The sequence below is a fragment of the Marinobacter psychrophilus genome, assembly GCF_001043175.1.
GTDB classification, from domain to species: domain Bacteria; phylum Pseudomonadota; class Gammaproteobacteria; order Pseudomonadales; family Oleiphilaceae; genus Marinobacter; species Marinobacter psychrophilus.
This window is the reverse complement of record NZ_CP011494.1, coordinates 1,860,059-1,885,076: the sequence shown is the minus strand read 5'-3', so window position 1 is coordinate 1,885,076 and position 25,018 is coordinate 1,860,059. Positions and strand designations below refer to the sequence as shown.

Genomic DNA, 25,018 nt, shown 5'->3' with positions numbered 1-25,018 from the left:
CACCCCCCAGCAGCCTTTTTTTTGCCCGAAACACGAGGTTCTTATGCAAGCCATCCTTAATCTGATCGATCGGATTATCGGCTCGACGGGAGTTGTTGGCGCTTGGCTTGTAGCTCCGCTAGTGCTGGCAAGCTGCTACGAAGTCATCGCACGCTATGTCTTTAATACGCCTACTATCTGGGCTTTCGAGCTAGGGTATATGCTAACCGGCGCAAATTTTTTGCTTGGCATGGCTTATGCTTTGCGCGAGCGTTCACATATTCGCATAGAGATTTTCTACCAGCATTTCACGCCAAGAGTCCGAGCCATTGTAGACATCCTTACTTATGTGGTGATCGTCATACCGATCTGCGCCTGGCTGACTTATGGTCTTTATGAGTACGCCATTAACGCATTTCTAAGCCGCGAGACAACCGGAATGTCCGCCTGGAATCCACCTATCTGGCCTTTCAGAGTGTCCTTCGCCCTAGGCTTTCTGGCCCTCGCGCTGCAGGCACTGGCCGAGTTAATCAGAGCCATCCAGATTCTGCGAAACGGCGTCGAACACGATTCCCCCGACGTGGCCGATGATATTTTCACTCATCAAGCGGAGACCCCCTAGCCCATGTCGCTGTTTCCCTTATATATGTTCCCCCTACTCTTTGCACTGCTTCTGGTCGGTGTACCGGTGGCTTTCGCGATGATGTTCACTGCAACCGTCTTCGGTTACATGGTGTTCGACCAGGCGTTAATCCACCAGTTTATCGAGAAGATTAGCGACGTGGCTTCAAACTACGTACTCGCCGCGGTAACACTGTTTGTTTTCATGGGCTGCATGCTAGAGCGCGCAGGCATCGCCAAGCGCCTGTTCGAAGCCATGCATTTATGGACTCGCCGTGTTCCAGGCGGCCTGGCTCTCGGCACTATTCTGATGTGCATCGTTTTCGCGGCCTCAACCGGCGTCATAGGCGCGACCGAAGTAGTGGTGGGGCTGTTGGCAGTTCCTATCATGATGAAGTACAAGTACGACAACGGATTAATGGCCGGCACTATTTGCGCTGGCGGTAGCCTTGGCACCATGATTCCGCCCTCTGTGGTCGTGGTCATCATGGGGCCATTGGCCCAAGTGTCAGTGGGTGACTTGCTGCTAGGAATGATTTTTCCTGGTCTGATTATGGCTAGTTTATACATGGCATACATAGTCATACGCTGCATCATACAGCCGTCAGCAGGCCCCGTTATTCACGCTGGTGACGAACCTGAGCTCCCCCTGTCCGAGAAGCTCCGAATCACTGCCACCGCTTTAGTGCCCCCCATGCTAATGGTTTTCGCAGTACTGGGTTCCATAATGCTCGGTTTGGCCTCCCCGACCGAGGCTGCAGCCCTAGGTGCGGCAGGTGCGGTGCTGCTAACTATTTTCTACGGCCAGTTCAGCCTAACTGTTCTCCACCAAGCGTTTCTGAAGACCTTGCGGATCACTGCAATGATCATGACTATTCTGCTGGCTGGAAGCATGCTCACCGGGATATTTATCGGTTCGGGCGGTGTAATTCTTACAGAAGAACTTGTTGGCGCCTCCAACCTGAGCCCCTGGGGTCTATTGGGAGTTGTGCTGCTAATGGCATTCGTGGGTGGAGCATTCCTGGACTGGATCTCGGTGATACTGATCATGATCCCCATGTTCACGCCTATCATGGTGAGTATGGGCTTTGACCCGGTCTGGTTCTGCATCCTGTTCCTTATCGTGATCCAGACCAGCTACCTTACCCCCCCTATGGCGCCGGCGATCTTCTATCTTCGCGGTATAACACCTAAGTCAGTTACTACGGTACAGATGTACAAGGGCGTGCTGCCTTTTATTGGCCTACAGGTACTGACTCTGATTCTTGTCATGTATTTTCCGAACCTGGTGCTCTGGCTGCCGGATAAACTTTTAGGTTTCTCGTGACGGGAAATCTGAAGAATCACTAGGTCCTATTTGGGGTCAAGACGACAGTATTGCTCTCATCTGTACCGGACGCGTTGATGGTCGGTAATGAACGAGTAGCCGGCGATTCGCCAGAGCCGGCAAATTCAGGGAGTAGCGCAGCTTACCGACGCGTCCGTACGCAGCGGCGCCAAGACCCCGACCAGTATTGCCCGTTCCCCCTGGCCAATTGAGTTGCACAGCGGAGATCGGCCCCAGCTTCATGGGTTACTCAAGGACAACTACTAAGTGGCGTACGAGTGCTTCGTACCAAAACGCGGTGAAGGGCTGCTTGCGGCTGGTCGCTGCCTTTCGGACGAGCACGAAGCCGTGGCGTCGGCCATATCGGCCCTCGATGGGGGTTGCGCAGTGGGAAATCGACGGCCGGGCCATTCGGGATCAACTCAATCGTGATGGCGCCCAGCTCGACTTAGTACCTACCCTATTCTCCAGCTTCCTTTCGGTTATCTGATCGCCGCAGCTCCGTCGAATGCAAGGCTTTAAATTGCCTGGCGTCTTTTCTGCAGCGTGAAGATCGTTTTGGGAATAATGAAGCTCAATCACTGGCGAACTAACCAAACAAAGTTGCGGCAAGGACTTGCAGACCAATCGGTTTGAAACTTAATAGAATCCGCAACGTCCTATTCGGCAAACTCTCGACGCCACTGAAAAGCTGATTTAAGTAAGCCTTCTCACGGCTTCACAGGGGACCGAGCTCCCCGCGCTTGCAGGTATTCGTTTTGGCCTAACGGTATCTTAAAGCACCCCGATGTCTGTGTTAACTCTAAACCAGTTGGTTCGGACTCAGCTTGGCAAACACAGCCTTGTTACATCGGAATGTTAAAGAAAATAGAGCTTTTATTATTCCGCAAGTTAATCGAACGGTTACGAACAAACAGACAGACAATTCTGTCCGAAATTCACATACCCTTGGCCCAAATAAACCTAGGCACAGATTGATACCAGAGTAATATTCGCTAGAGGATACATTTAAAACGCAATTGAGGTCAAAGGACGCCAGACGGTTTGTTACACAATTAAAGTAGAAAAATCCAAACAACAAAAAGGCACGAAAAAAGTTGACTTTAAAACAATACTTTTATTTGCCGGTTTGAGGAGTCATAAAATGGCTTTTGCATTTTCAGTATCTACTAAAGAAATTTTAGAACAAGTCATCAGAGAACCCCGTTTCCGGGCCATAACAACCATTCCGGTTTTTTCTTGGATTCCAATCAGCACTATCGCTATCGCATACATGATATTTTTAACAAGCAGTTACTATTATTTGCAAGGTCAGCTGCCCACAGCGTTGACAATTGCGATTAATGGGTTTTCTATTTACTTAGCGTTTACGCCATTACACGATGCGACTCACAGAACAGTATCGGGTAATAGAGTAATAAATGATATTCTCGGCACAATATCCTGCTTTATGTTGTTGCCCGGCATAACAACAAGAATTTACCGCTACCTGCACCTCGAACATCATAGATTCACAGGCAACAAAGATAAAGATCCTGATGAAATATATGTTGCAACTCCTGCACTGCTATCTCCTTTCGTACTATTTTTTCCAGATATAGTCTGGTCGGTTTGGTATCTAAGACATTGGGCCAGTCGACCGATCGGCGAAAGACTTGAGTTCTCTCTCGGTATTGCAGTTTACGTCGGGTGGCATGCGGCATGGCTACTTTCACCCTACGCGATGGAATTCGTTCTATTGTGGGTAATCCCACAACGCATTGGTGTGTGGCTTGTTCTCTACTTCTTTGCTCGGATTCAGCACCCAGAAAACGTCACTTGGGAAAAAGCTCCTTTTCAAACAACGGTTCATATCAAAACCAACAAAATCAGTCATCTACTAATGCTTGGTCAAACCATCCACTTCATACACCATTTGCTGCCTTCCGTTCCTTTTTACCGATATCACAAAGCTTGGGCAGCAGGCAAAATACTGTTTGAACAACAAAACATTCCACAACGCAGCTTTTTCACACCCGCCAAAAACATCATTCTACCAATGGCGGAAAATGCTCATTGGATTGATGTATCCGTTCAATCAGTCATCGATATTGCGCAAGGGATAAAAAGCTACGAATTCGTGCCTCTCCTGGAAGGTAATACCTTACCTCCCTATTCTGTAGGTTCGCATATTGACGTGTATATTTCTGACAAAATAATCCGACAATACTCATTGTGCGATCCCTCTACCAATGGCGATAGCTATAGAATTGCCGTTAAGTGCGATGTCAATGGACGCGGTGGATCACTGGCACTGCACGAAACAGTGTTTCCTGGTAAGACTTTAAAAATAAGCAAACCTCGCAACAATTTTCCACTTAACACTGAAGCGCAAGAATATGTCTTAATTGCCGGTGGCATTGGAATTACACCGATTTTAAGCATGGCATACAAACTTCATCAACTCGGAAAGAAATTTAGCCTGACCATCGCAGCGCGATCCGAAAAAATGCTTGCCTTTGCAAGTACCTTGGCCTCATCACCCTTTGCAGATCGAATTACATATTTTTTTGATAATGAATCTACTGATGAACGCTTTAGTGCAGACGCAGTCGTTGGAAAATGGTTTGAAGGCAAAGAACTCTATATGTGTGGACCCAGCGGGTTTATGAGTTCCATTGTTTCTGCCGCTCGCGAAAACAGTTGGCCAGACACATTCATCCATTCAGAAACCTTTGTCTCACGTAATCTTGGACAATTAGAAAATCTTCCATTTGAAGTAAAAATAGCAAGTTCAGGCAAAGTATTCCAAGTTGCTGCAGACGAATTCCTGATCGATGTACTTAATAGAAATCATTGCGGAGTTCCGTGTTCATGTACTCAAGGTATTTGCGGTTCTTGCATTACGCCCGTAGCTTCAGGAGAGATTGAGCATCGCGATGCAATCCTCACCGATACCGAGCGCGCAGCGGGTGACCAAATGTGCGTTTGTGTTGGCCGAGCCAAGGGTGGTCGTATAGTTCTCGACATTTAAGCATAAATTATAACTGGACGTGAATATGAAACTAAATTACAAAAAAATAGCGTTTAGTACCATTGTGTTTTTAGCCGCAGGGCCCGTTACAGCTGGTTGGACTCAATCACTTGGCATGAGTGAACAGTGTATCGCTGTCGGGGGAGCCTGTGTTGCAAAAGAAGGTGATTTCGCTGCGTTTTATCACAACCCAGCTGCTGCTTCAGCCTTCGAAAACACGATTATTGGCGGTAATCTCAGGCTGTTAGACACCACAGGGGTCGATCTACAAGACAGTGGTGGAAGACATTCGATTGACAGAACCAACACCGAAGGTCAAGTCGCTATTGCACCGACTTTGGCCTTCTATACTCCTGTTTCCAAGGACCTAACACTTGGGTTAGGCCTTGGGGCACCTTTTGCAATTACCGCCGATTGGGAAAATAATGAAGGGATTCATCGCTTTAACATGTCGGATCAGTCGTTGTTTGTCATAGAACTATCTCCAACTTTGGCTTACAAAGTAAATGAAAAATTTTCCGTCGGAATATCATCAAACATTATAGCCCTAAAACAATTGCGCACAGAGTCCCTTCTTCCACAAAGTTTTGGTGCAGCCTTACCACCCGCCCTCGGTGGAGCCGGAACCATAATACCGACAACATTTAACTCTCCAGTGATAGGCTCAATTACCACAAACACCGATAATTCTGTTGGCTTGGGTATCCCACCAGACAGCTTTGAATCCTCTTTCAACGAATTTTCTTTCACCTTGGGCATGCAGTATCAGGCAACACCTCGTCTGCGACTTGGAGCGGTTTACCGAAGCAAAACTGACATGAGTTTTTCCGGCGATTTAACACTAGATCTGGACCCAGCTGGCTTAGGCAAGCAGACCGTGCGGTACGATCTAGAGTTGGATATGCCGGGCCATATACAAGTTGGCGCAGAATACCAGTTGATTCCCAACAAACTTGCTTGGTCTGTTGATACTCAATGGACCAATTGGGCAAGTGCTGATGGCATTGGTTCAACTACAAAATTTAAATTTGATGCTCCGCTTATTGGCTTTATAAATGACTTACAAGTAGATTACAAAGCCAACAATGCCTGGACTTTGCGAACCGGCTTAGAATATAAGATAACGAACCACACAACATTAATGGCTGGCTATGCGTTCGACGAGTCTATCTTTGATGATCAGTATGTTGATATTCTTGTTTATGATTCCGACCGCAATATCTTTAGTTTTGGCGTGAGCTATGATCAAAGGGCCAATGAAAATAAATCCGGATGGATTTTATCAACCGCAATACAAGTCACAAATTATAAAGATCGTGAAATTGCAGTCGGTAAAAGTCAAAACCTAGGTGGATTTTCTCTACCTAACCTCATCGACGCTGATACGCTGAGTTTCACATCTAACAGAGATTCCTTTAAGTATGGCGGTACAATATTAGCCTTTGGTTTATCAGCCCAATATAACTTTGGTAACTAGAGATAAAAAAATGAACGGATTGATGCAAGACTGGCCTCTTTTAATTTCTAGGTTTATACAGTTTTCAGAAAAAAATCATACTGAGGTTGAAATTATTAGCATGCTGCCGGAAGGCGGCATGCTTAGAACAAATTACGGCGCCGTTTCGCAGCGTTCGAAAAAAATAGCGCAAACACTTAGCCGTTTAGGTATAAAATCAGGAGACCGCGTCGGTACACTGGCCTGGAATACGCACCGCCACTTAGAAATTTGGTTTGGTACTTCAGGCATGGGAGCAGTGACACATACAGTCAACCCCCGTTTATTCCCGGAACAACTGATTTACATAATTAATCACGCCGAAGATATTGTATTGTTTGTTGATCTATCTTTTGTCTCAATCGTGCAAGACATTGCTAGCCAATTAGAAACAGTCAAACATTTTGTAATCATGGTAGGCCCAGAGCACATGCCTGCCCAAAGCTCAGTGCATTTTTTATGTTATGAGGAATTACTCAACGGTGAAAATGGTCAATACTCATGGCCTGAATTTAACGAAAATACTGCCAGCTCTCTCTGCTATACATCTGGAACCACTGGCGACCCAAAAGGCGTGCTTTATAGTCACCGTTCAAATTACCTTCACACCATGTCAGCTATGGGCAAAGATGCCTTTAACATAGGATCACTCGACGTAGTGATGCCCGTCGTACCCATGTTTCACGCCAATGCATGGGGGATTCCCTATGGCACCGCAGGCCTCGGTGCCAAATTAGTTCTGATTGGACCACATCACGACGCTGAAACTCTTCACAATCTCATTGTTGATGAGGGAGTAACAATTAGTGCCGCGGTACCCACCATTTGGTCTGGATTACTGACCTACCTTGAGAAAACCGGAAAAGGCTTAGGTAAAATAGAAAATATCATCATCGGGGGCTCATCTGCTCCTCGATCTATGATTAAAACATTTAAAGATAAGTACGGAGTGTGGGTAAGTCACGTTTGGGGTATGACTGAACTTAGTCCACTCGGAACAGTTTGTAAACCGAATAGTCTGAACTCAAATTTAAGTGGAGATGAGCTTAATAACCTGCAATGTATGCAGGGACGCGGTGTTATGGGTATTGAAATGTCAATTAAATCTGATACCGGTGATTTCTTACCTTGGGATGGTAGGACTCAGGGTAATTTAATGTCACGTGGTCCTTGGGTTCTGAAACAGTACTTTAAGTCTGATACAACTGCACTTGACGATGATATGTGGTTTGAAACAGGAGATGTAGCGACGATTAATAGAAGCGGGTATATGCAAATCACCGATCGTTCGAAAGATGTTATCAAATCAGGAGGTGAGTGGATCAGCTCTATAGACATCGAAAATGCAGCACTTTCTCACCCAGCAGTTCAAGAAGCAGCCGTGATCAGTCACTTTCATCCTAAATGGGAAGAGCGTCCACTGATATTTGTGTTCTTAAAAGAAGGCAAGACTCTAAATCTTGAAGATATGAATGAGCACCTTAAACCTTTAGTAGCAAAATGGTGGCTTCCCAACGGGCTTATTTTAATTGATAAGATTCCTCACACGGCTACTGGTAAAATTTCAAAAAAGTGCCTGCGAAAGTTGGTTTTAGACTATCAATTCCCAGATATTTATTATGGAGAAGAACGTATTTTAAGCGAACAAAAATAATGACTGCAGATATGTTTCGAGGATCTTTAGCTGATTTTAGTTAAAGTATTATGTGTTTCTTAATTTTTTATTTTTAAATAAAACACCCGTCATTTAAAGGAAAAAATAAATTATACGGTCGTACAAAAACAAAGAAACTTATACTATTGTTGGTGATTTTAATATTCCGTAATCTAACAATTGCAAAATTTCTATATTAGAAATACCGGTATCATGCACAAATAATGATTCCTGCATTTCCTTTGTTGAAACCAGTTTGTTGTCGCTATGCACCGAGTGACTTACTCATTTTTTTTATACCTCACCTTCCTTAAAAGAACCTACGGGTAATGAATCAATTAATTCTACATACGACAATAGGACTTAAAATCTTAACATTCAAAAATATAATATCTACAGCAAATTTTCTGAACATAAAGAAACAACTGTGGGTTTTTCTGCAACTATAAGCTTCACTTACTAATGGAATATCAAGTTAATGCTCTTCAAATAGTTTATCAGTAAAATGATAACCGGTTGAAGAGCATTTTTTACGTAAAACACTCAAATATAGTGACATTAACGGCATTATGCACAATCGACTAGTTGGCTTGCAACCTTGCCGTTTAAAAAAGTTAACCATCATTTTATTGACATAGCATCTACTATTGTGACGGTTGCGTAATCAGATTTATAATTAACTATTAATGAGGCATCCTTATAATAGGTTTGATAACCAATCCGGTTTCACTGTCGTGCGCTGCTTGATTGATATCCTTTAAATCATAGAACTTTATAAGTTTGTCAAATGGAAAGCGACCTTGCCGGTATAATTCAATTAGTTTAGGAATAAAAGTATCAGGCTTGCTGTCTCCTTCTATAATACCCCGAACCGTTCGACCCAGAAGTAAATTTACCATATCGAGACTTACCTTTGTACCTGCCGGTGGAAGACCGATTAAGCCACAAACACCCCGTACAGCCAAACTATCAACAGCTTGACAGAATACAGCCGGAATAGCAGTTGCTTCCAGGGAATAATTTACGCCGCCGCCCGTAATGGCATGAATAGCTTCAACTATATCACCATCTTGAGGATTTAATGTATGTGTAGCGCCTAGTTCCAGAGCTATTTTAAGGCGACTTGGCATAATGTCTACAGCTATAATAATAGTGCAACCTACAATGCGTGCAGCCATGATTGCAGACAAACCAACGGAGCCTGCACCAAATATCGCAATTGTGGAACCTGCTTCCGGTGCAAGACTGTTCATAACGGCACCAGCACCAGTTTGTATACCACAACCTAAGGGACCAAGAATTTCCAGTTCAACATCTTTTGTCACCTTAACGACACTATCCTCTGTACCCATTGCATAACTTGCGAATGAAGATTGTTGAAAAAAATTGCTATGTATCACTTCGTTATTACGGCTTAGTGTGGTAGAACCATCAGGGCGAGCTGCGCTTAGTAAGTTGATACCAAGAAAATTTTCGCAGTAAACTGTGTCGCCTTCGTAACAGCTTGGGCACTGATGACATGAATCGAAGGTCATTACAACGTGGTCTCCAGGCTTTAACTTTTTAACTCCCTCACCAACTGCATCAACAATTCCTGCAGCCTCGTGACCTAACACTGCTGGCAAAGGAACAGGCAAATATTGATCTCTAACTACCAGGTCTGTGTGGCACATACCTGTTGCTATAACTTTTACTCGAACTTCACCAGGCCGTGGGTCATCAATTTGAATGGTTTCCACTAAAAAATCTTCTGATTTTCCGCGAGTTACTGCAGCAATTATATCCATAATGCGTTCCTATTGTATTTATTATTAATCGCTTTTCTATTTTGCAACACTAATGACGCTGCATTGAGTAAATTCTGAAATACCTTCTTTGCTGAATTCAACTCCCAATCCAGATTGTTTAGCTCCTGCGAACGGTATGTGTGGACCAAAATGCAAGTGGTGATTGATCCAAACGGTACCGGTGGAAATTTGAGATGCAACTTCCTTTGCTCGAATAACGTCAGATGACCACACAGAACCACCAAGACCATATTCAGAGTTGTTGGCACGTTTAATAACGTCATTCACATCCCTGTACTTTATAATTGGTAAAATTGGCGCGAATTGTTCTTCTGATACTAGTGGTGAACTATCATCAATGTCGCGTACGATAGTCGGTTGAATAAAATAACCTTGCCGATCTAGAACCGCGCCGCCTGCAATAACTTTTCCGTCACGGGCAGCGATGCCTAGATATTTTTGGGCCTTTTCAAATTGCATGAAATTTTGTAGTGGACCAATTTTTACTCCGTTGTCGAGTCCGTCTCCGACCTTAGTATTATTTGCAATATTTGCCAATGCATCACACATTTCATCATATTGGTTTTCGTGTACGTATAAACGTTTTAAGGCGATGCAGACTTGTCCACAGTTCATAAATGCACCTGCGAATATCCGTTCCGCTATTTTTGAAACGTCGACATCATCTAAAACAATACCTGCGTCGTTACCGCCAAGTTCTAACGTAAGTCTTTTTAGTGAAGATGCTGCTGTTTGTGCAACTTTTCGCCCCGTAACGGTAGACCCTGTAAAACTGACTTTTGCAACATCGGGATGACTGCTCAAAATCGGACCCAAATCATTTTCGTCGGCAATGATATTGATGACGCCCGCCGGGAAAATATTTTTAGCTAACTCACCCAGCATAAGTGATGTAACACTTGTTGTTGGAGCTGGTTTTAAAATAATGGTATTACCAGTAACGAGAGCAGGCCCAAGTTTATTGGCACCTATTAGAAGCGGTAGATTCCAGGGTGCAATACCTACTACAACACCAAGAGGTTTGCGATAAACTTCAACTTGCATTTCATCATCGTCTTGAATTGTTTCCATGCTTGAATTAAAGGCTGCAAAATATCGTAAAAAGGTCTCCGCATAAAGAACTTCTGCAGTGGCTTCCGCAAGCGGCTTGCCCTGCTCTAGTACAAGTACCTTCGCAAATTCTTCCGCGTTCTCTTGCAAGCGATCGGCTAGCTTACGGAGCATTGCTTGGCGATCTTCGATCTTAGTTGCTGCCCAGCCGGGGAATGCCGCTTTAGCCGCAACTACAGCTTCAAGTGCTTGAGCTTCGGAAGCTACTGGGATCTGCATAAAAGCTTTGCCAGTCGCAGGGTTGATTACATCTATATTTTTATGGCCATTAACTAACTGCCCATTGATCAGTAATTTTACTGTTCGCATACATGCCTCCGCTATTTAACTAAATTTTTTCACGCGTTACGCATTTAACGCCAATTATACTATCACTTTGACTACAATAAATATCTAGGTCCAAGTGGGTCATTGTTGTGTGAATCTCGGACATATAGCATTTTTGCTTTGTTAATCTTAAGGCTTTCACTATATATTCTATGTGTATAAAGTATGTTTTAAAACGAACAGCCTAAACAGAGTATTATGACTTCAAATGAAACATAGTTAAATTTTTTGATATTAGAAACATTTTCTTAGGTTGACCGGTTTTTATCAAAAACTATTTTTAAGCACAAAATCTGCATCTACGATGAGTCTGCAATTTCTACGGCGCATTTTTACTGTAAAGAGCAGCTTAAAAATATATACGACTTTGGTACCTTTACTATTAGCCCTTCGAGCTAAGACAGAAAAATTAGCCTATCGATGTCCGTCGCTGGGTTACTAGGGCTAATGAACTTTTCTTAGCCTTTTTTTAGCCACGCCGTACATTAGACACCAACAGGAATCAGTTTTCTTACAAAAGACAACAAGTTAGTCCATCATCTTAATTTATATACCTATAAAAGCTTTATCAGAAATTATAAAGTGCAATCCTTCAGGAGGTATCGCACCGATGCGTTTGGCGGAGTGCGAAGGCTTTTTAATACATGCTCCTTAGTCGCCAGATCCGCGTCGACACGTTCGCGGATTGTCACTTGGCTTTCATAATTTAGCCAAAGGACAGTGACGGTTATATCTACGTTAACTTACAGCAATTGCCTAGCATTTGAGTTTTGAACTAGATGTCGCAATACCCGTTGCTTGACCAAATTTGGCTAGTGCGCAATAGCTAACTCGATTTCAAGCTTGCCGCCAGCTTTAAAGCTTCATGGCCGTCCCAGACCACAACGGAGTCACACGCTCTTAACATCTCTTTCCGCAGAAGCGCAGCCGAGCACTGGGACCAAGCTCCAGATCGTTCAAGCGTACTTCGGTCAACGCAGATACACAGCTTCTAGTAAGATAATGCGGTGCCAAAATCACACAATCACGCTGTTGAAATCTGGTGCAGCAAGAATCGCTGTTGTGTGCCCCGCGTAAGAAATCTATTGCGCAGTTGCTCAATTCACTTTATAGGAATGGTGAATAAGTCTTCTGTAGTGGCAGCATGAGGCTCCTACTCACGTGTTCACGATCAAAGGCACTAAGAAGTTAGTCAATCTCAATGCTGAGGAGTTCCGATCAAACAAGGTCAGATTGCGGAAGGTCAGATGGCCTTGGCGGGTAACCTGTTTTGAGTGTATTCCGTGGTGGATAATAATCTGGGTAGACCCATAAATTGATTAGTTTGTGCACAATTTTCGGTTATAATGTTGGTTGTCTTGTCAATCATTGTTTTTATATTGTGCCTACCAATGAACCTTCTCGTTAGTAGTTGACCTATAAATATATGATAATTATAGATAAAATTTTAAACCTGATAATATTGAATGATACTACCCATCACCGTTAAAAGATGAAGTTTGTGTTCTTTAAAAGAATTTAGGCTTCTTCCAGCTTAAGTGCAAAATCAATTCGTATTAAATTGCAACGATTTTTGAAGGTGATCAAGATGGACGCGAAGATATATCCAACTTACAAAATTGCCAAGATTCTCTCAATTTTACAAAAACAAGGAACCAGTGCTGAACAACTTCTTCAAGGTACCAACTTGTCAGAAGATGATATCAATTCTAACAGCACCCGTATTTCTCACCGTCAGGTCATCCTCGCGTATAAAAATGCTACCCGTCTATCCACGGATCCCGCTATTGGTCTACGTACAGGTCGCCTATTGTGTGTTACTGATTACGGACTTTACGGTTATGCCCTAATTTCATCTGCAACATTGCGAGAGGCATTACTTTTTTCAATTAATTACCACCAGATGGCAACGCCAACCGTAAAAATGTCACTAATAATAGATGAAGAAAACTTGGTCGCGTCTTTTCGAATGGAAGATCTAATTAAAATCTCGGAATTGCATAAATTCAACTTAGAGGTTCAATTTACTCTCGTATATTCATTATTCAAAGACATGGTTGGTGTTGATTTCCGTTTCATTGAAATCTGGGCGCAATATCCAAAAACAGAATACGCAGACGTTTATCTGGAAACTCTTGATTGTCCTGTTAGATTCGATCAGGAATTTAACGAACTGCGCTTTCACAGTGGCTGGCTAGATAGTCCCTTGCAGAAAGCAAATTCCATTACTTCTCAATCCATAAAAGAACTATGTGATGACATTATATTAATAATGTCGACAACCGGTGGCATTGCACATGAAGTTTTTGTCGTTATGACGCAAGACATTCATAGTGCGAGTAATATTGAAACCTTAGCAAAGCACTTCAATATGTCCTCACGTACCCTTCGTCGAAAACTTACTAATCAGGGAACCAGCTTCCAAAATATTCTATCTGATGTGCGCAAAAAATTATCGATTGAGTATCTTAGGGGTACAAATTTGAGCATCGACGAAATTGCCGATAGGTTAGGTTATAGTGATGCTACAAATTTTCGTCATGCTTTTAAAAAATGGACGGGTAAAACGGTCGGAAACTATCGCCGGTAAAGACTTTTTAAAAAACTAGTTTAACTCTCTTTACTTGCGCCAGAAAAATTTTGCCTTCAAATTTATCGCATAAAGAGGCGTAAATGCCAAGTGATCTTGGTGACAGTGAGAGGTGAAACCTGCCCGTTGCATTTTTATTGGCCCGGAATAGATCAATTACTGAGAGTTAAAACTTGCCTGACAATATCCATACACCAACGGCAATCAATGTCAGGCCGCCTATACATTCAGCCTTCTGGCCGAACAGTGAACCCACGACTCGTCCCAACATGACGCCTAACGTAACCATTACCGTTGTGGCCAAGCCAATGAGGCCAGCGGCGAGAAATATGTTTACCTCTGAAAATGCCAGGCTTGCACCCACTGCCATCGCATCAATACTGGTGCCAAATGCGGTCAAAGCAATCTTAAAAAAAGAATGTCTGGAGGGTTGTTCTATCTCTTCCCTACATGGATTCAGGCCTTCATAAAACATGTGTAAGCCAAGAACCACCAATAACGCGAACGCTATCCAGTGACCCCAAACATCCACATAAGGCGCGGCTATATTGCCGATTAACCAACCGATAAGGGGAGTAATGGCCTCAATTAATCCAAAAATGAGACCCATTCTTAACGCTTCGAAGAACCGGGGGTTTTTAAGGCTTGCGCCCTTACATATGGCCACTGCAAACGCATCAGTAGACATTGAAAGAGCCAATAACGGAAGGGCTATGGGGTTCATTCGATGTTCTCCGGCCGGGCGTTGAGTCCACGACATATCCACACGCCCGACCATCAGGCATGGATATATCGATGGTCTCGCCAACCGAGAGGTGTTCGCACCATGGCATTTGGCCAGGTATGTTGACACGAACTCTTCCGAATGCCGGAAGCAGGCTACTCCCCAAAGAGCGCCAAATTTAACACAACCGACTTTTAAATCAAGTGGCAAAGAAATGAACCCACTTCCGCGACCTCACAATCACCTGAAGCTTTATGGCTATAGCAAGATAATGCCAAATCGCTTAACTACCAGAGCCAAGACGCTAAAACACACCACAGCGATAATGGCACTTGCCGCAAGAGCCCCCCAAAAGCCGAGCCGAGACAGAAGGATCGAAAAAACCAGGAACATTGGTAACGTAGGCAAAACATACCAGAAGGTATACCAGGCGTGGTTGCTGATCTTTTCGGCTGGCTGGCCCTCCAGGTAAAGCCAGATCATGGCTAAGACCGTTACCATCGGCAACGCCGCAATCAGTGCGCCCAACTTATCACTGCGTTTGACCACTTCTGAGATCAAAACCACAAGCAGAGCTGTGATGGCGTATTTTGTGATTATCCAGGCCAATTGAAAATCCTCTGAACTCAAACCTCTCCAGTCCCCGATGCTCCGCAAAACAACTAACAAGCGAAGAACAGGTACCAACGCGTTCGGTATTCCAGACTATCAAGCATGATTCAACAACGTTCAAAGATAACGAGCAATGGCTTTGAACTCATCAACACGGCTTTTCTGTTCCGGTTCCAGCGGGCCAATCGCATCATCCAGGCAGTGCTCGATATGGTCCTGTACCAACACCCGTTTTGCCTGTTGAATGGCTTTTTCAACGGCATGAAGCTGCTGCGCCAGTTCCAGGCAGGATCGCCCTGCCTCAATCATCCCTATCACGCTGCCCAAATGACCTTGAGCCCGCTTCAGGCGCTTGACGATTTGCAGATGCGAGTGGTGCGTTTGATCATTCGCCATATTTAATTCCTATCCCCCTAGGGAGGATGCTATCCTCTCTCACTGAATTAATCCAATAGCCTGACTAAAGAACTGACACCTATGGTGACGGCCACCCACCGTAAAAATTTGATTCCGCTTCTTGCCCTGCTGCTTGCGCTGGATGGGATGACGCTCTCGGTCGTTGGCGGGGTGTCGTCTCACGGTGTCGCAGAGCTAAGTGCTCTTGTTTCCGAGGGTCACGATGGCCAGTCTCACAATCATGACGATGTTGACGAAACGTCAAACAGTCACCCTCACCACGACGCGAGCAATCACAGCCATGAATCCGCAGATCGCCTGACGACCCGCATCCTCACTGGTTACTCAATCTCGCTCCGACTGCCTATATCCTACGCCGGAGATTCTCCCCGCACCTTTCGTTTCCGGCTAGATCGCCCGCCAAAAACTTCTCTGGTTGTTTAAGCCTCGCTGCACTGCAGCTTTTTAAAACGAAATTATTGGAGTTGTTATGTTATCAACGTTGTTTGACGGCCATTGGCGTGCGCGCACAGCCGCAGGCGGTCGTCGTCTGATCTGGGTATTTCTCACAATGGGGTTACTCGGAATGAGCGCCGAGGTGCTGGCCCATGCCATTGCCCAAGGCGACAAGGGGTACATCCAGGAAATATCCGGGGTAAACCTCATTGCATTCATCTATCTCGGCGCCAAACACATGGTCACCGGTTATGACCATCTGCTGTTTCTTCTGGGAGTCATCTTCTTCCTTTACCGCATGCAGCACATCGCAATCTACGTAAGCCTCTTTGCCTTGGGACATTCCACCACCATGCTATTGGGCGTGTACTTCAATGTCGGCATAAACAGCTACATTATTGACGCCATCATCGGGCTCTCAGTGGTGTACAAAGCACTGGATAACGTGGGCGCGTATCAGCGCTGGTTCGGAGTCCAACCCAACATCAAAGCCGCCACCCTGATCTTCGGCTTTTTCCATGGCTTTGGCCTGTCCACGAAAATCATTGAGTACGACATCTCCCCGGATGGGCTGATACCGAATCTTCTCGCGTTCAATGTGGGCGTGGAAATCGGCCAGCTTCTGGCTTTGGCGATGATTCTCATCGTTATGAGCTACTGGCGTAAAACCGATGGCTTTTTCCGCCATGCCTATAACGCCAACGTGGCCATGATGAGCGCCGGCTTCCTGCTCTTCGGCTTTCAGCTCACCGGTTATTTCGTCGCTTAATTCTGGAGATCTTTTATGTATAACACCGATATGCCCCTACGTAGTGAACTACCCAGCTCCGCGCAGCTGACTCGATCCACCATCATTGCCGCCATCGTAGCGCTGGTTCTACTGGTAACCGTGGTAATGCCTTCCGAGTTCGCTCTGGACCCTACCGGCGCTGGTCGTCTGCTAGGTTTGACGGAGATGGGTGAAATCAAGATACAACTGCTGGAAGAAGCAGCCGCCGACGAGGCCGCGCAGATGGTGGCGGTGCAACCCTCCATCAAAGAGGCTGTTTCAGAACCCGTTGAGCCTGTTTTTGAGGCAGCGGTTGTTGACGTTGAAGTTGAAGTTGAGCCTGAGGTCGCGCCGAAAGTGGAGCAACCTGCCCCGACAATGGCAGCTGAACCCGAATGGCAGGACGAGGTCCGTGTTGTCCTCACCCCGGGTGAAGGCACAGAGTTCAAACTCACTATGCAAGAAGGAGCCGTCGCCCGGTTTGCTTGGGTATCTGAAGGCGGCCCTCTCAACTTCGACACCCACGGTGATGGCGGCGGGCAGTCCATTTCCTACGAAAAAGGCCGGGGTGTCCTTGAAGACGAAGGCGAGCTGAAAGCTGCGTTTAACGGCAACCACGGCTGGTTCTTCCGTAATCGCAACGACAATGACGTCACACTGATGCTTCGCACTGATGGTGACTACGGTGAGCTAAAAAGGGCGATGTGATAACAGTAATCTGAATGATCGCTGTCACGGCCGGGCCTGTCGACTTTAGATGGGCTCAGTAGGGCACGACTCACATATGACCTGCTCTGACGGGATTACATCACATCATCGGACCCACGAGTGTCGTCAGCACTGTCGTGATGAAATATATTCCGGCACCGGTAAATTTTTCGATAAGCAGCGATTTTTTTAACCGACTAGCATCTTGCGAAGATAACAACTGCGGTACAAGAACGAATTTGTGTAAAGCCGCCAGCCCTAACAGAAGTAGAACCAAGACCAATTTAGTGATTAAAAACAGACCATAACTGCTTGTAAACAAATTGTTCCAGGCCGTCAGTTGATAAGATAGATAGAGACCTGCCAAAACAATTAACAAAACAGCAGCAACCGCAAACTGTCCAAAGCGATGCAGCACCGCATGTGCTTCAGCAAAAGCTAGACGGTGGCACGCTAACCACAAGGGATACAAGGTACCCACCCACCAAGCGGCTAACGATAGATGTACAACAAGCACAAGTTGAAAAACCCACGACTGTGAAACCGCATGACCGGCCTCGGTAAAAGAGGTTGCCGTGAGTAGTAACCCAGAAAACCCTAGCCATGCAACCCTCGCACCCGGTTCAACCCAGATAGCGGGCAATCTTCTTTTGCGCCACAAAAAAACCAGCGCAACTAGCAGCAGAAACAGCCCGAGAACCCTTAACAGAAGCGCCTCTCCAACCGCAGAGTTCCATATAATCAGAACGATATCTGGCTCAAACATGCCAGAAATGCCTTCTTCAAGGACAGCGCCCACTCTCACAAAAAAGTACGCAAAAGCACTTGTAACTGCTAATAAAACCGCACAGAACGCGTACTTCAGCAAGGCGCCTTGCAGTCCTCTGTGCGCTTTTAAAAGATAGAGGCTGCAAACCCCGCCAACAGACCCGGCCACACCGACATACAAAAGCCAACGGGTTATCAGCGTCGAAAATTCCCAGGAAGTTAGTTCCAGTTCCATCCTAAACACCGTTGGCCCGAGTTAAAAATACAAACTCTACTAATGCTGCATAAAACCAAACGTACCGTCCATCATGTGGCCATCGTCGCCCAACGCTTTCCAGTGCACGGTGTAGTTGCCAGGCACTAATACGGGTGTCATTCCCTTAAAATGGGTACCCGCTTCTTTAGCGCGTTCGTAGTCAACAGCAATTGGCCTTCCATCAGCACCGATCACCTTTAGATTAATCAATTTCATAGGCATGTCGAAATTTACTTCGACATGCCTGGTTGGCTCCATCACCATTGCTCCATCCTGCGGGAATGTGCTTTCCATCATTGAATGTGCAAAGACTGAAGACGATGCGGTTAGAGCCCCAATGGCTATTAATATTTGGATTTTTTTCATAACAATTCACCTTTCATTTTAGTTTAAAAATTTAACGATTTTTCTATTTCAAGCTTGGTATTTTTTACAAGCGAACTTCGCTTCCACATGAAATAAATGGCCGGTAGCACCAACAGTGTAAGCACCACAGCACTCACCATACCGCCCACCATCGGCGCAGCTATCCGGCTCATTACTTCAGAGCCAGTGCCTGTACCGTACAAAATAGGTAACAGACCAAAAATAATGGTCGCAGCTGTCATAAGCACAGGGCGTACCCGCATTCCCGCGCCATGAAGCACCGCATGGCGTAAGGTTTCTTCGCGAAGCTCAAGTCCTTGAGCATGACAACGGTCGATCGTCTGTTGCCAGGATTGGTTGAGATAAACCAGCATGATGACGCCGATTTCGACCGCTACTCCGGCTAAGGCAATAAACCCAACTCCCACGGCCACCGAAAAGTTAAAGCCTTCCCAATACATCAGCCAAATACTGCCCACCAACGCCAGTGGCAAGGTACCCACGATCATGGCCACCTCGACAAAATTACGAAAGTTGAGGAATAGCAGCACAATAATAATCGCAAGGGTTAAAGGGACTACATAAGTAAGTTTTTCTTTGGCCCGCAGCATGTATTCGTACTGGCCAGACCAGTTCAATGAATAGCCAGCGGGAAGTTCTACCTGTTCAGCAACCACTTGTTGAGCATTTTCGACATAGCGGCCGAGATCTACACCTTCAATATCAATATAAGTCCAGCCATTGAGCCGCGCATTTTCACTTTTCAGCATGGGGGGACCGTTTTCGACGAAAATATTGGCCACATCACCGAGAGCAATCCTTAGGCCCGCAGGGGTCACAATGGGCAATAACTCCAATTGTTCGGGGGAATCCCGATAGTTCTGCGGATAGCGGACATTGATGGGATATCGCTCTAACCCTTCAATCGTGCTCGAAACATTCATTCCACCGACAGCTGACGCTATAATTTCCTGAATATCAGCGATATTGAGACCATAACGGGCTGCTTTTTCTCGCTGAATATCAACTTTGATATAACGACCACCCGCAACGCGTTCGGAATATACCGATGCGGTACCCTCAACATCCTTCAGCACCTTCTCTAACTGTTGGCCGATCCCCTGAATGATATTCAGATCCGGCCCCGCAACTTTAATTCCCACGGGCGTTTTAATACCCGTTGCGAGCATGTCGATACGCGTTTTGATTGGCATCACCCAAGCATTGGTTACGCCGGGTAACGTCACTAATTGATCCAGTTCCTGCTTGAGCTTGGCCGTGGTCATGCCCTCACGCCATTCGCTCTTGGGCTTCAGCTGGATAAAGGTTTCAATCATACTCAGTGGTGCTGGGTCCGTTGCCGTTTCTGCTCTACCGACTTTACCGAACACGGTGACAACTTCAGGTACTGTGCGAATCAGCTTGTTGGTTTGTTGCAAAATTTGGCGTGCTTCACCAATAGATACGCCCGGGTAGGTGGTAGGCATGTACATCAAGTCGCCTTCATCCAGATCCGGAATGAACTCACTACCGATTTTATCCAGCGGCCATGCGCCTATCGCTAACACCACAACAGCACCAACCAGGGTTGCTTTTGGGAAACGCAGTACACTCCGCAGCGCAGGCATATAGATAGCAGCCAGCAATCGATTAAGCGGGTTCTTGTGTTCCGGTATCACCTTGCCACGGATGAAGTAGCCCATCAGAACTGGCACCAGGGTTACAGCCAATATCGCGGAGGCAGCCATGGCATAGGTTTTGGTGAAGGCTAAGGGCGAGAACATTCGACCCTCTTGTGCCTCTAACGCGAACACCGGCAAAAAACTTACCGTTATAATCAGCAGACTAAAGAAAAGCGCGGGGCCAACTTCTGAAGCTGCAGTTGCAACGACCTGCCAGCGATTTTCGTCCGTTAAAGGCGTCCTTTCCATATGCTTGTGCATGTTCTCAATCATAACGATCGCGCCATCAACCATGGCACCTATGGCAATCGCTATTCCTGCAAGAGACATGATATTGGCGTTAATACCTTGCCAATGCATGATAATAAATGCCGTTAGGATACCGACAGGCAAACTGATAACAGCCACCAGAGATGAGCGGACATGAAACAAAAATACGACACAGACCAGCGCTACAACGAGAAATTCTTCAAGCAATTTTTTCCAGAGATTTTCAACCGCTCTATCAATCAGACCTGAGCGATCGTAAACGGTGACAACCTCCACTCCCTCAGGCAAGCTTTTCTTTAACGACTCCAGCTTAGCTTTGACTCCATTAATGGTTGTTTGGGCGTTTTCGCCAAAGCGCATGACAACCAAGCCACCCACAACTTCACCTTCGCCATCGAGCTCCGCAACACCCCGACGCATTTGTGGACCAATACCAATATCAGCAACATCTTTGAGCAGCAGCGGAGTGCCGTTTTGGTTAACACCCAACGGAATCACTTCAAGATCCTCTATGCTTTGAATGTAGCCTGTAGCCCGGACCATGTATTCAGCCTCCGCCATTTCCACAACTGACGCCCCAACTTCCTGGTTGCCACGGCGAATGGCATTTTGTATGTGGCTGAGGGGTATGTTGAATGCACGTAATTTTTCCGGATTCACCTGCACTTGATATTGCTTGACCATCCCACCTATCGCCGCAACTTCAGACACGCCCGGAACGGTTTGTAATTCGTATTTCAGGAACCAATCCTGCAAGGAACGCAACTGGCTCAAATCATTCTTTCCGGTGCGGTCAACCAATGCATAGAGGTACACCCAGCCTACGCCGGTTGCATCCGGCCCTAATTGCGGACGAGCGTTTTCAGGCAACGAAGGAGCCACCTGGCTCAGGTATTCCAGCACGCGGCTGCGGGCCCAGTAGATATCCGTCTTGTCGTCGAAAATAACGTAAACGTAGGAATCCCCAAAGAAGGAATAACCTCGCACCGTCTTGGACCCGGGTACCGACAACATGGCAGTGGTGAGCGGATAGGTCACCTGATCCTCCACCACCTGCGGCGCTTGACCGGGATAACTGGTTTTGATGATGACCTGTACGTCAGACAGATCAGGAATGGCATCTACCGGCGTATTTTTCAGGGAATAAAGCCCTATACCAATCAGTATGGAGGTGGCCAGCAACACCATGCCGCGGTTGCGGATAGACCAGCGAATAATAGCTTCTATCATAATCGCTACTCCTGTTCCGCTGCGGGTAGGTAGAAGTCAGTGACTTCATATTTGCCCGATTCCGTGCGGGTTATCTCCAATTGCAACGACTGACCGGTAGGGATGTCGCCAGCGTTCATCCATTCGGTCAGTTTGAAATCCATCTGCATCAGCGGCCAACTCCACTCCGGAATTGGACCATGCTGAGCATTCAGTTTCATGGCATTGATATCAACACTGTTAACAATGGCTTCAACCCATACTTTGCCAGGAATTTCAGCGGTGGCTTTTTGCACATCCTGGCTGACCGAAGGCTTCTCCAATTGCTGGCCATCGGTCGCATCAATACGAGTGAAGTCGGATGATTTACTGGACTCTGAATCGAGCAGGAACTGAGCGGAGGTCACAATTTTTTCGCCTTCGATCAAACCATCAAGGATCTCGACTCTCTGGTTATCACTCTGTCCCGTTTTAACGGCAAGGGATTTAAACCGCCCCTCACCCAGTGCAAGCACGACGCGGTTCTGCTGCCCACCGCGAATTAACGCCTCTTTAGGAATCAGCAACCGTTCATTTTGATCGCTGGCAAGAATACGAAGCTCGGCAAACATGTTGGGTTTAAGAGCGGAGTCGGAATTGTCCAATCGCACCCTTACCCTCAAGGTGCGTGTCTGGACATTCAAACTCGGGTAGATATAGTCGACCTTACCCTGGCGTACATCACCGGGCAGGAAATCGAGATCAACCTCCACCGGTAAACCGACTTTGACTAGGCTGGCCTGACGTTCAAAAACTTCAGCTTCAATCCAGATCTCGTCAAGATTAGCGATCGACATCAACGTCATGCCGGGCTTTACATAGAGACCTTCACGGATATTGAGTTCTTCTACCACTCCCGATGCGGGAGCGTAGAAAGTGACTGTTTGCGATACTTGGCGGTCTCTTTTAAGTTGACGGATAACCGCATCGCTTATTTGAAGAGCAAGCAGACGTTGTTCTGCCGCTTGAATCAAACGCTGATCATCACGCTTTAAACCAAACAGCAGCTCTTCCTGTGCGTTAACCAATGCGGGCGAGTACAGAGTATACAAACGCTGACCTTGCTCAACTGGCGCACCTACAGTGTTAACGAAGCTATTTTCCACCCAGCCTTCTACGCGGGGATGAATATGAACAATGCTGTCTTGGTTATATTGCAGGTATCCAACCGTTCTTATCTCTGGCTGAAGGTGATCCAGAACAACCTTGCCAGTTCTGACACCCAGACTGTTAACGACCTCTGGCGATATTTCGATTGTGCCCGGGCTATCCTCGTCGCCATTTTTACCCTTCGCAAAGACGGGGACCAAGTCCATGCCCATGGGCGATTTGCCTGCCGCATCACGGCGGTAGTTTGGGTCCATAGGAGCGACCCAGTACAAAGGTTTGTCGGCATCATTCGTGGCTGATGTCGCTTGCATATCTGTTACGTGCCTGAACAAGTCTGGTTGCCAAATAGACAAAGCGGCGAGCATAAGCAGAGCGCCAGACAGTAATAATGCAAAGTTTTTAAACAGGTTCACTATTTCATCCCCCGTTGATTGCCAACTAGTAAATAGTGCATTTCAGCGATCTTCCTGGAATGTTCAAGTTCAATAGATAACAGCGACAATTTGGCATTGAGTTCACCAATCCGAGCCTGTACCACGTCTGCAAAATTACCATCATCGACGGCGTACGCATTGATCGCCGCTTCAGCACTTTGCTGGAGTCCAGGCAGTAACTTTTCTCGATACAGTTCTCGCCGTTGATCAAGGCGTTGCAACTCTGCTTCTAAGGTGCGGTAATTCGTCAATAAACTGCGGAGTTTCAAGAGTCGCTCTGTGCGCATAGACTCTTTTTCATACGTTTCTGCCTGCACTTGGCTGTCTTGACGCTTGCTGGAGAAAATCGGCATGTCAACGCTGACACCAAAGCTCAATAAATCGGGACGGTCAGTACCTCTGGCGTCGTCACCACGGAAGCCGTAACTGACATTGAGCCCCCATTCAGGTTCATATTGCTGCTCGGCAATATAGATTTCGGACTGCGCCACTTTTGTCATTTGATCAATCAAGCGGAGGCTGGGGTGCTGCAGGAGTCGTTGCGTCAAATCATCTTGCGATAGAACCATAGGTGTAGGCCATTCAGGCATGGATTGGCCTGGTGTTGAGGGCAGCATCGAGACATCGGACGACGTGCCTACAAGCCACTCGCCTAACTGCTGTACAGCACGTGTTTGCTGTTGCTGCACTTCCATTAGGCGTTCATCTAGCTGGTCCAGTTCCACCTGTGCCCTGACTAAATCGAGCTGACGGGCCTGGCCAAAGGTGCTGCTATAACCGCTGCTGACAATGTCTGAGAGCTGCTCGAATAATATTCGATTTTCTTCAATTAACATTATGCTGTGACTGGCTTTCAAAGCGTCTAGCCAGAGTTGCGTGACCATCAGGCCTACCCTGGCTTTCCTGTCTTCTCGGAGCAAAGGCATTTGATGACTCTGTAAGCGCAGTCTCTGACTGTTCAGAGCCAAGGTGTCTCCCCTTGGCAACATTTGCGACACCCCAACAGATATCTGAGTCATTGGCTCTTGTGCGTAGTTAAAGGTGTCTGTCGGGAAGTTCATTAACCCGACATTAAACTTCGGATCTGGCAAAACCTCAGCAGCCACACTCCTTGCCAGGATAGCGGCTTCATTCTGCTGATTCGCGATCAACCAAGGATCATTAGCGATGGCCTGCTGCACAGCCTCGTCCAGGGTTAAAGGACCGGCAGCGGCAAGCGCCCTGTCCGTTGTTACAGACAGCAGCAGAGCGATGCAAACAATAAAAAAATTGCGCAGTTCAAACATGAGACATTA

Annotated in this window: 19 protein-coding genes, 1 pseudogene and 1 riboswitch; of the genes and pseudogenes, 10 read left to right on the top strand and 10 right to left on the bottom strand. The window is 46.3% G+C overall.

The window, feature by feature from the left end; all coding sequences use genetic code 11:
* The first annotated feature begins 43 nt into the window (after positions 1-43).
* The 6 genes and pseudogenes from ABA45_RS08430 to ABA45_RS08410 all read left to right on the top strand — a co-directional run bounded on the left by ABA45_RS08430 (position 44) and on the right by ABA45_RS08410 (position 8,089).
* Positions 44-601: a TRAP transporter small permease subunit gene (locus tag ABA45_RS08430; RefSeq protein ID WP_014871067.1), complete on the top strand. Its 558-nt coding sequence runs from the start codon at positions 44-46 to the stop codon at positions 599-601.
* 3 nt (positions 602-604) lie between these two features.
* A complete protein-coding gene (locus tag ABA45_RS08425) occupies positions 605-1,927 on the top strand; it encodes a TRAP transporter large permease (protein WP_014871066.1) in 1,323 nt (440 codons plus the stop codon).
* Between the two features lie 105 nt (positions 1,928-2,032).
* A pseudogene (locus ABA45_RS19770) lies at positions 2,033-2,359 on the top strand (FAD-dependent oxidoreductase).
* Positions 2,360-3,071: 712 nt separating this feature from the next.
* Entirely contained in the window at positions 3,072-4,940 is a 1,869-nt protein-coding gene (locus ABA45_RS08420) for a fatty acid desaturase (RefSeq protein WP_084708294.1), read from the top strand.
* Positions 4,941-4,965: 25 nt separating this feature from the next.
* Positions 4,966-6,417 carry an OmpP1/FadL family transporter gene (locus tag ABA45_RS08415; protein ID WP_048385308.1) on the top strand — a complete coding sequence of 484 codons (1,452 nt, stop codon included), beginning with the start codon at positions 4,966-4,968 and terminating at the stop codon, positions 6,415-6,417.
* A 10-nt stretch (positions 6,418-6,427) separates the two neighbouring features.
* Positions 6,428-8,089: a long-chain-fatty-acid--CoA ligase gene (locus ABA45_RS08410; RefSeq protein WP_048385307.1), complete on the top strand. Its 1,662-nt coding sequence runs from the start codon at positions 6,428-6,430 to the stop codon at positions 8,087-8,089.
* Between the two features lie 683 nt (positions 8,090-8,772).
* Here the strand turns inward: ABA45_RS08410 and ABA45_RS08405 are convergent.
* The gene (locus ABA45_RS08405; protein WP_048385305.1) at positions 8,773-9,876 is read right to left on the bottom strand and encodes an NAD(P)-dependent alcohol dehydrogenase; all 1,104 of its coding nucleotides are present in this window, start codon (positions 9,874-9,876) and stop codon (positions 8,773-8,775) included.
* A gap of 36 nt (positions 9,877-9,912) precedes the next feature.
* Positions 9,913-11,316, bottom strand: coding sequence for an aldehyde dehydrogenase family protein (locus tag ABA45_RS08400; RefSeq protein WP_048385302.1), 1,404 nt, complete (start codon positions 11,314-11,316; stop codon positions 9,913-9,915).
* 1,606 nt (positions 11,317-12,922) lie between these two features.
* Between ABA45_RS08400 and ABA45_RS08395 the strand changes: the two genes are divergently transcribed.
* On the top strand, positions 12,923-13,924 hold the full coding sequence (locus ABA45_RS08395; protein WP_048385300.1) for an AraC family transcriptional regulator: 1,002 nt from the start codon (positions 12,923-12,925) through the stop codon (positions 13,922-13,924).
* A gap of 166 nt (positions 13,925-14,090) precedes the next feature.
* On the opposite strand, the gene ABA45_RS08390 is transcribed toward ABA45_RS08395, so the two are convergent.
* From ABA45_RS08390 to ABA45_RS08380, 3 genes are all read right to left on the bottom strand, one after another.
* Positions 14,091-14,648: a manganese efflux pump MntP gene (locus ABA45_RS08390; RefSeq protein ID WP_048385298.1), complete on the bottom strand. Its 558-nt coding sequence runs from the start codon at positions 14,646-14,648 to the stop codon at positions 14,091-14,093.
* Between the two features lie 13 nt (positions 14,649-14,661).
* Positions 14,662-14,824: riboswitch (yybP-ykoY riboswitch) on the bottom strand.
* Positions 14,825-14,906: 82 nt separating this feature from the next.
* Positions 14,907-15,257 (bottom strand): DUF3147 family protein, encoded by a 351-nt coding sequence (locus tag ABA45_RS08385; RefSeq protein ID WP_048388837.1) that lies wholly within the window; start codon positions 15,255-15,257, stop codon positions 14,907-14,909.
* Between the two features lie 120 nt (positions 15,258-15,377).
* Positions 15,378-15,656, bottom strand: a complete 279-nt coding sequence (locus tag ABA45_RS08380) for a metal-sensing transcriptional repressor (protein WP_048385296.1) — start codon at positions 15,654-15,656, stop codon at positions 15,378-15,380.
* Positions 15,657-15,737: 81 nt separating this feature from the next.
* Here ABA45_RS08380 and ABA45_RS08375 point away from each other — a divergent pair, with 81 nt between their 5' ends.
* Genes ABA45_RS08375 through ABA45_RS08365 form a run of 3 tightly spaced genes read left to right on the top strand, consistent with a single transcriptional unit; the run spans position 15,738 to position 17,589 of the window.
* Positions 15,738-16,100 carry a hypothetical protein gene (locus tag ABA45_RS08375; protein WP_048385294.1) on the top strand — a complete coding sequence of 121 codons (363 nt, stop codon included), beginning with the start codon at positions 15,738-15,740 and terminating at the stop codon, positions 16,098-16,100.
* A 46-nt stretch (positions 16,101-16,146) separates the two neighbouring features.
* Entirely contained in the window at positions 16,147-16,881 is a 735-nt protein-coding gene (locus ABA45_RS08370; protein WP_198147087.1) for a HupE/UreJ family protein, read from the top strand.
* 15 nt (positions 16,882-16,896) lie between these two features.
* Positions 16,897-17,589, top strand: a complete 693-nt coding sequence (locus ABA45_RS08365) for a hypothetical protein (RefSeq protein WP_048385292.1) — start codon at positions 16,897-16,899, stop codon at positions 17,587-17,589.
* A 100-nt stretch (positions 17,590-17,689) separates the two neighbouring features.
* Here the strand turns inward: ABA45_RS08365 and ABA45_RS08360 are convergent, their stop codons facing one another.
* Genes ABA45_RS08360 through ABA45_RS08340 form a run of 5 tightly spaced genes read right to left on the bottom strand, consistent with a single transcriptional unit; the run spans position 17,690 to position 25,009 of the window.
* A complete protein-coding gene (locus tag ABA45_RS08360) occupies positions 17,690-18,592 on the bottom strand; it encodes a copper resistance D family protein (protein WP_048385290.1) in 903 nt (300 codons plus the stop codon).
* A gap of 39 nt (positions 18,593-18,631) precedes the next feature.
* Positions 18,632-18,979 (bottom strand): copper resistance CopC family protein, encoded by a 348-nt coding sequence (locus ABA45_RS08355; protein WP_048385288.1) that lies wholly within the window; start codon positions 18,977-18,979, stop codon positions 18,632-18,634.
* Between the two features lie 23 nt (positions 18,980-19,002).
* Positions 19,003-22,161 carry an efflux RND transporter permease subunit gene (locus ABA45_RS08350; RefSeq protein ID WP_048385287.1) on the bottom strand — a complete coding sequence of 1,053 codons (3,159 nt, stop codon included), beginning with the start codon at positions 22,159-22,161 and terminating at the stop codon, positions 19,003-19,005.
* A 5-nt stretch (positions 22,162-22,166) separates the two neighbouring features.
* Entirely contained in the window at positions 22,167-23,702 is a 1,536-nt protein-coding gene (locus tag ABA45_RS08345) for an efflux RND transporter periplasmic adaptor subunit (RefSeq protein WP_053076146.1), read from the bottom strand.
* Positions 23,702-25,009 (bottom strand): TolC family protein, encoded by a 1,308-nt coding sequence (locus ABA45_RS08340; RefSeq protein ID WP_053076145.1) that lies wholly within the window; start codon positions 25,007-25,009, stop codon positions 23,702-23,704. The genes ABA45_RS08345 and ABA45_RS08340 overlap by 1 nt, the downstream gene beginning before the upstream one ends.
* Positions 25,010-25,018 lie beyond the last annotated feature (9 nt).

Excerpts from the sequence above, each read along its gene's own strand:
- ABA45_RS08360 (WP_048385290.1), bottom strand. The coding sequence starts at position 18,592 with ATGGAACTGGAACTAACTTCCTGGGAATTTTCGACGCTGATAACCCGT.
- ABA45_RS08365 (WP_048385292.1), top strand. The coding sequence starts at position 16,897 with ATGTATAACACCGATATGCCCCTACGTAGTGAACTACCCAGCTCCGCG.
- ABA45_RS08370 (WP_198147087.1), top strand. The coding sequence starts at position 16,147 with ATGTTATCAACGTTGTTTGACGGCCATTGGCGTGCGCGCACAGCCGCA.
- ABA45_RS08405 (WP_048385305.1), bottom strand. The coding sequence starts at position 9,876 with ATGGATATAATTGCTGCAGTAACTCGCGGAAAATCAGAAGATTTTTTA.
- ABA45_RS08430 (WP_014871067.1), top strand. The coding sequence starts at position 44 with ATGCAAGCCATCCTTAATCTGATCGATCGGATTATCGGCTCGACGGGA.
- ABA45_RS08425 (WP_014871066.1), top strand. The coding sequence starts at position 605 with ATGTCGCTGTTTCCCTTATATATGTTCCCCCTACTCTTTGCACTGCTT.
- ABA45_RS08395 (WP_048385300.1), top strand. The coding sequence starts at position 12,923 with ATGGACGCGAAGATATATCCAACTTACAAAATTGCCAAGATTCTCTCA.
- ABA45_RS08390 (WP_048385298.1), bottom strand. The coding sequence starts at position 14,648 with ATGAACCCCATAGCCCTTCCGTTATTGGCTCTTTCAATGTCTACTGAT.
- ABA45_RS08420 (WP_084708294.1), top strand. The coding sequence starts at position 3,072 with ATGGCTTTTGCATTTTCAGTATCTACTAAAGAAATTTTAGAACAAGTC.
- ABA45_RS08355 (WP_048385288.1), bottom strand. The coding sequence starts at position 18,979 with ATGAAAAAAATCCAAATATTAATAGCCATTGGGGCTCTAACCGCATCG.
- ABA45_RS08415 (WP_048385308.1), top strand. The coding sequence starts at position 4,966 with ATGAAACTAAATTACAAAAAAATAGCGTTTAGTACCATTGTGTTTTTA.
- ABA45_RS08400 (WP_048385302.1), bottom strand. The coding sequence starts at position 11,316 with ATGCGAACAGTAAAATTACTGATCAATGGGCAGTTAGTTAATGGCCAT.
- ABA45_RS08375 (WP_048385294.1), top strand. The coding sequence starts at position 15,738 with ATGGTGACGGCCACCCACCGTAAAAATTTGATTCCGCTTCTTGCCCTG.
- ABA45_RS08380 (WP_048385296.1), bottom strand. The coding sequence starts at position 15,656 with ATGGCGAATGATCAAACGCACCACTCGCATCTGCAAATCGTCAAGCGC.
- ABA45_RS08350 (WP_048385287.1), bottom strand. The coding sequence starts at position 22,161 with ATGATAGAAGCTATTATTCGCTGGTCTATCCGCAACCGCGGCATGGTG.
- ABA45_RS08340 (WP_053076145.1), bottom strand. The coding sequence starts at position 25,009 with ATGTTTGAACTGCGCAATTTTTTTATTGTTTGCATCGCTCTGCTGCTG.
- ABA45_RS08410 (WP_048385307.1), top strand. The coding sequence starts at position 6,428 with ATGAACGGATTGATGCAAGACTGGCCTCTTTTAATTTCTAGGTTTATA.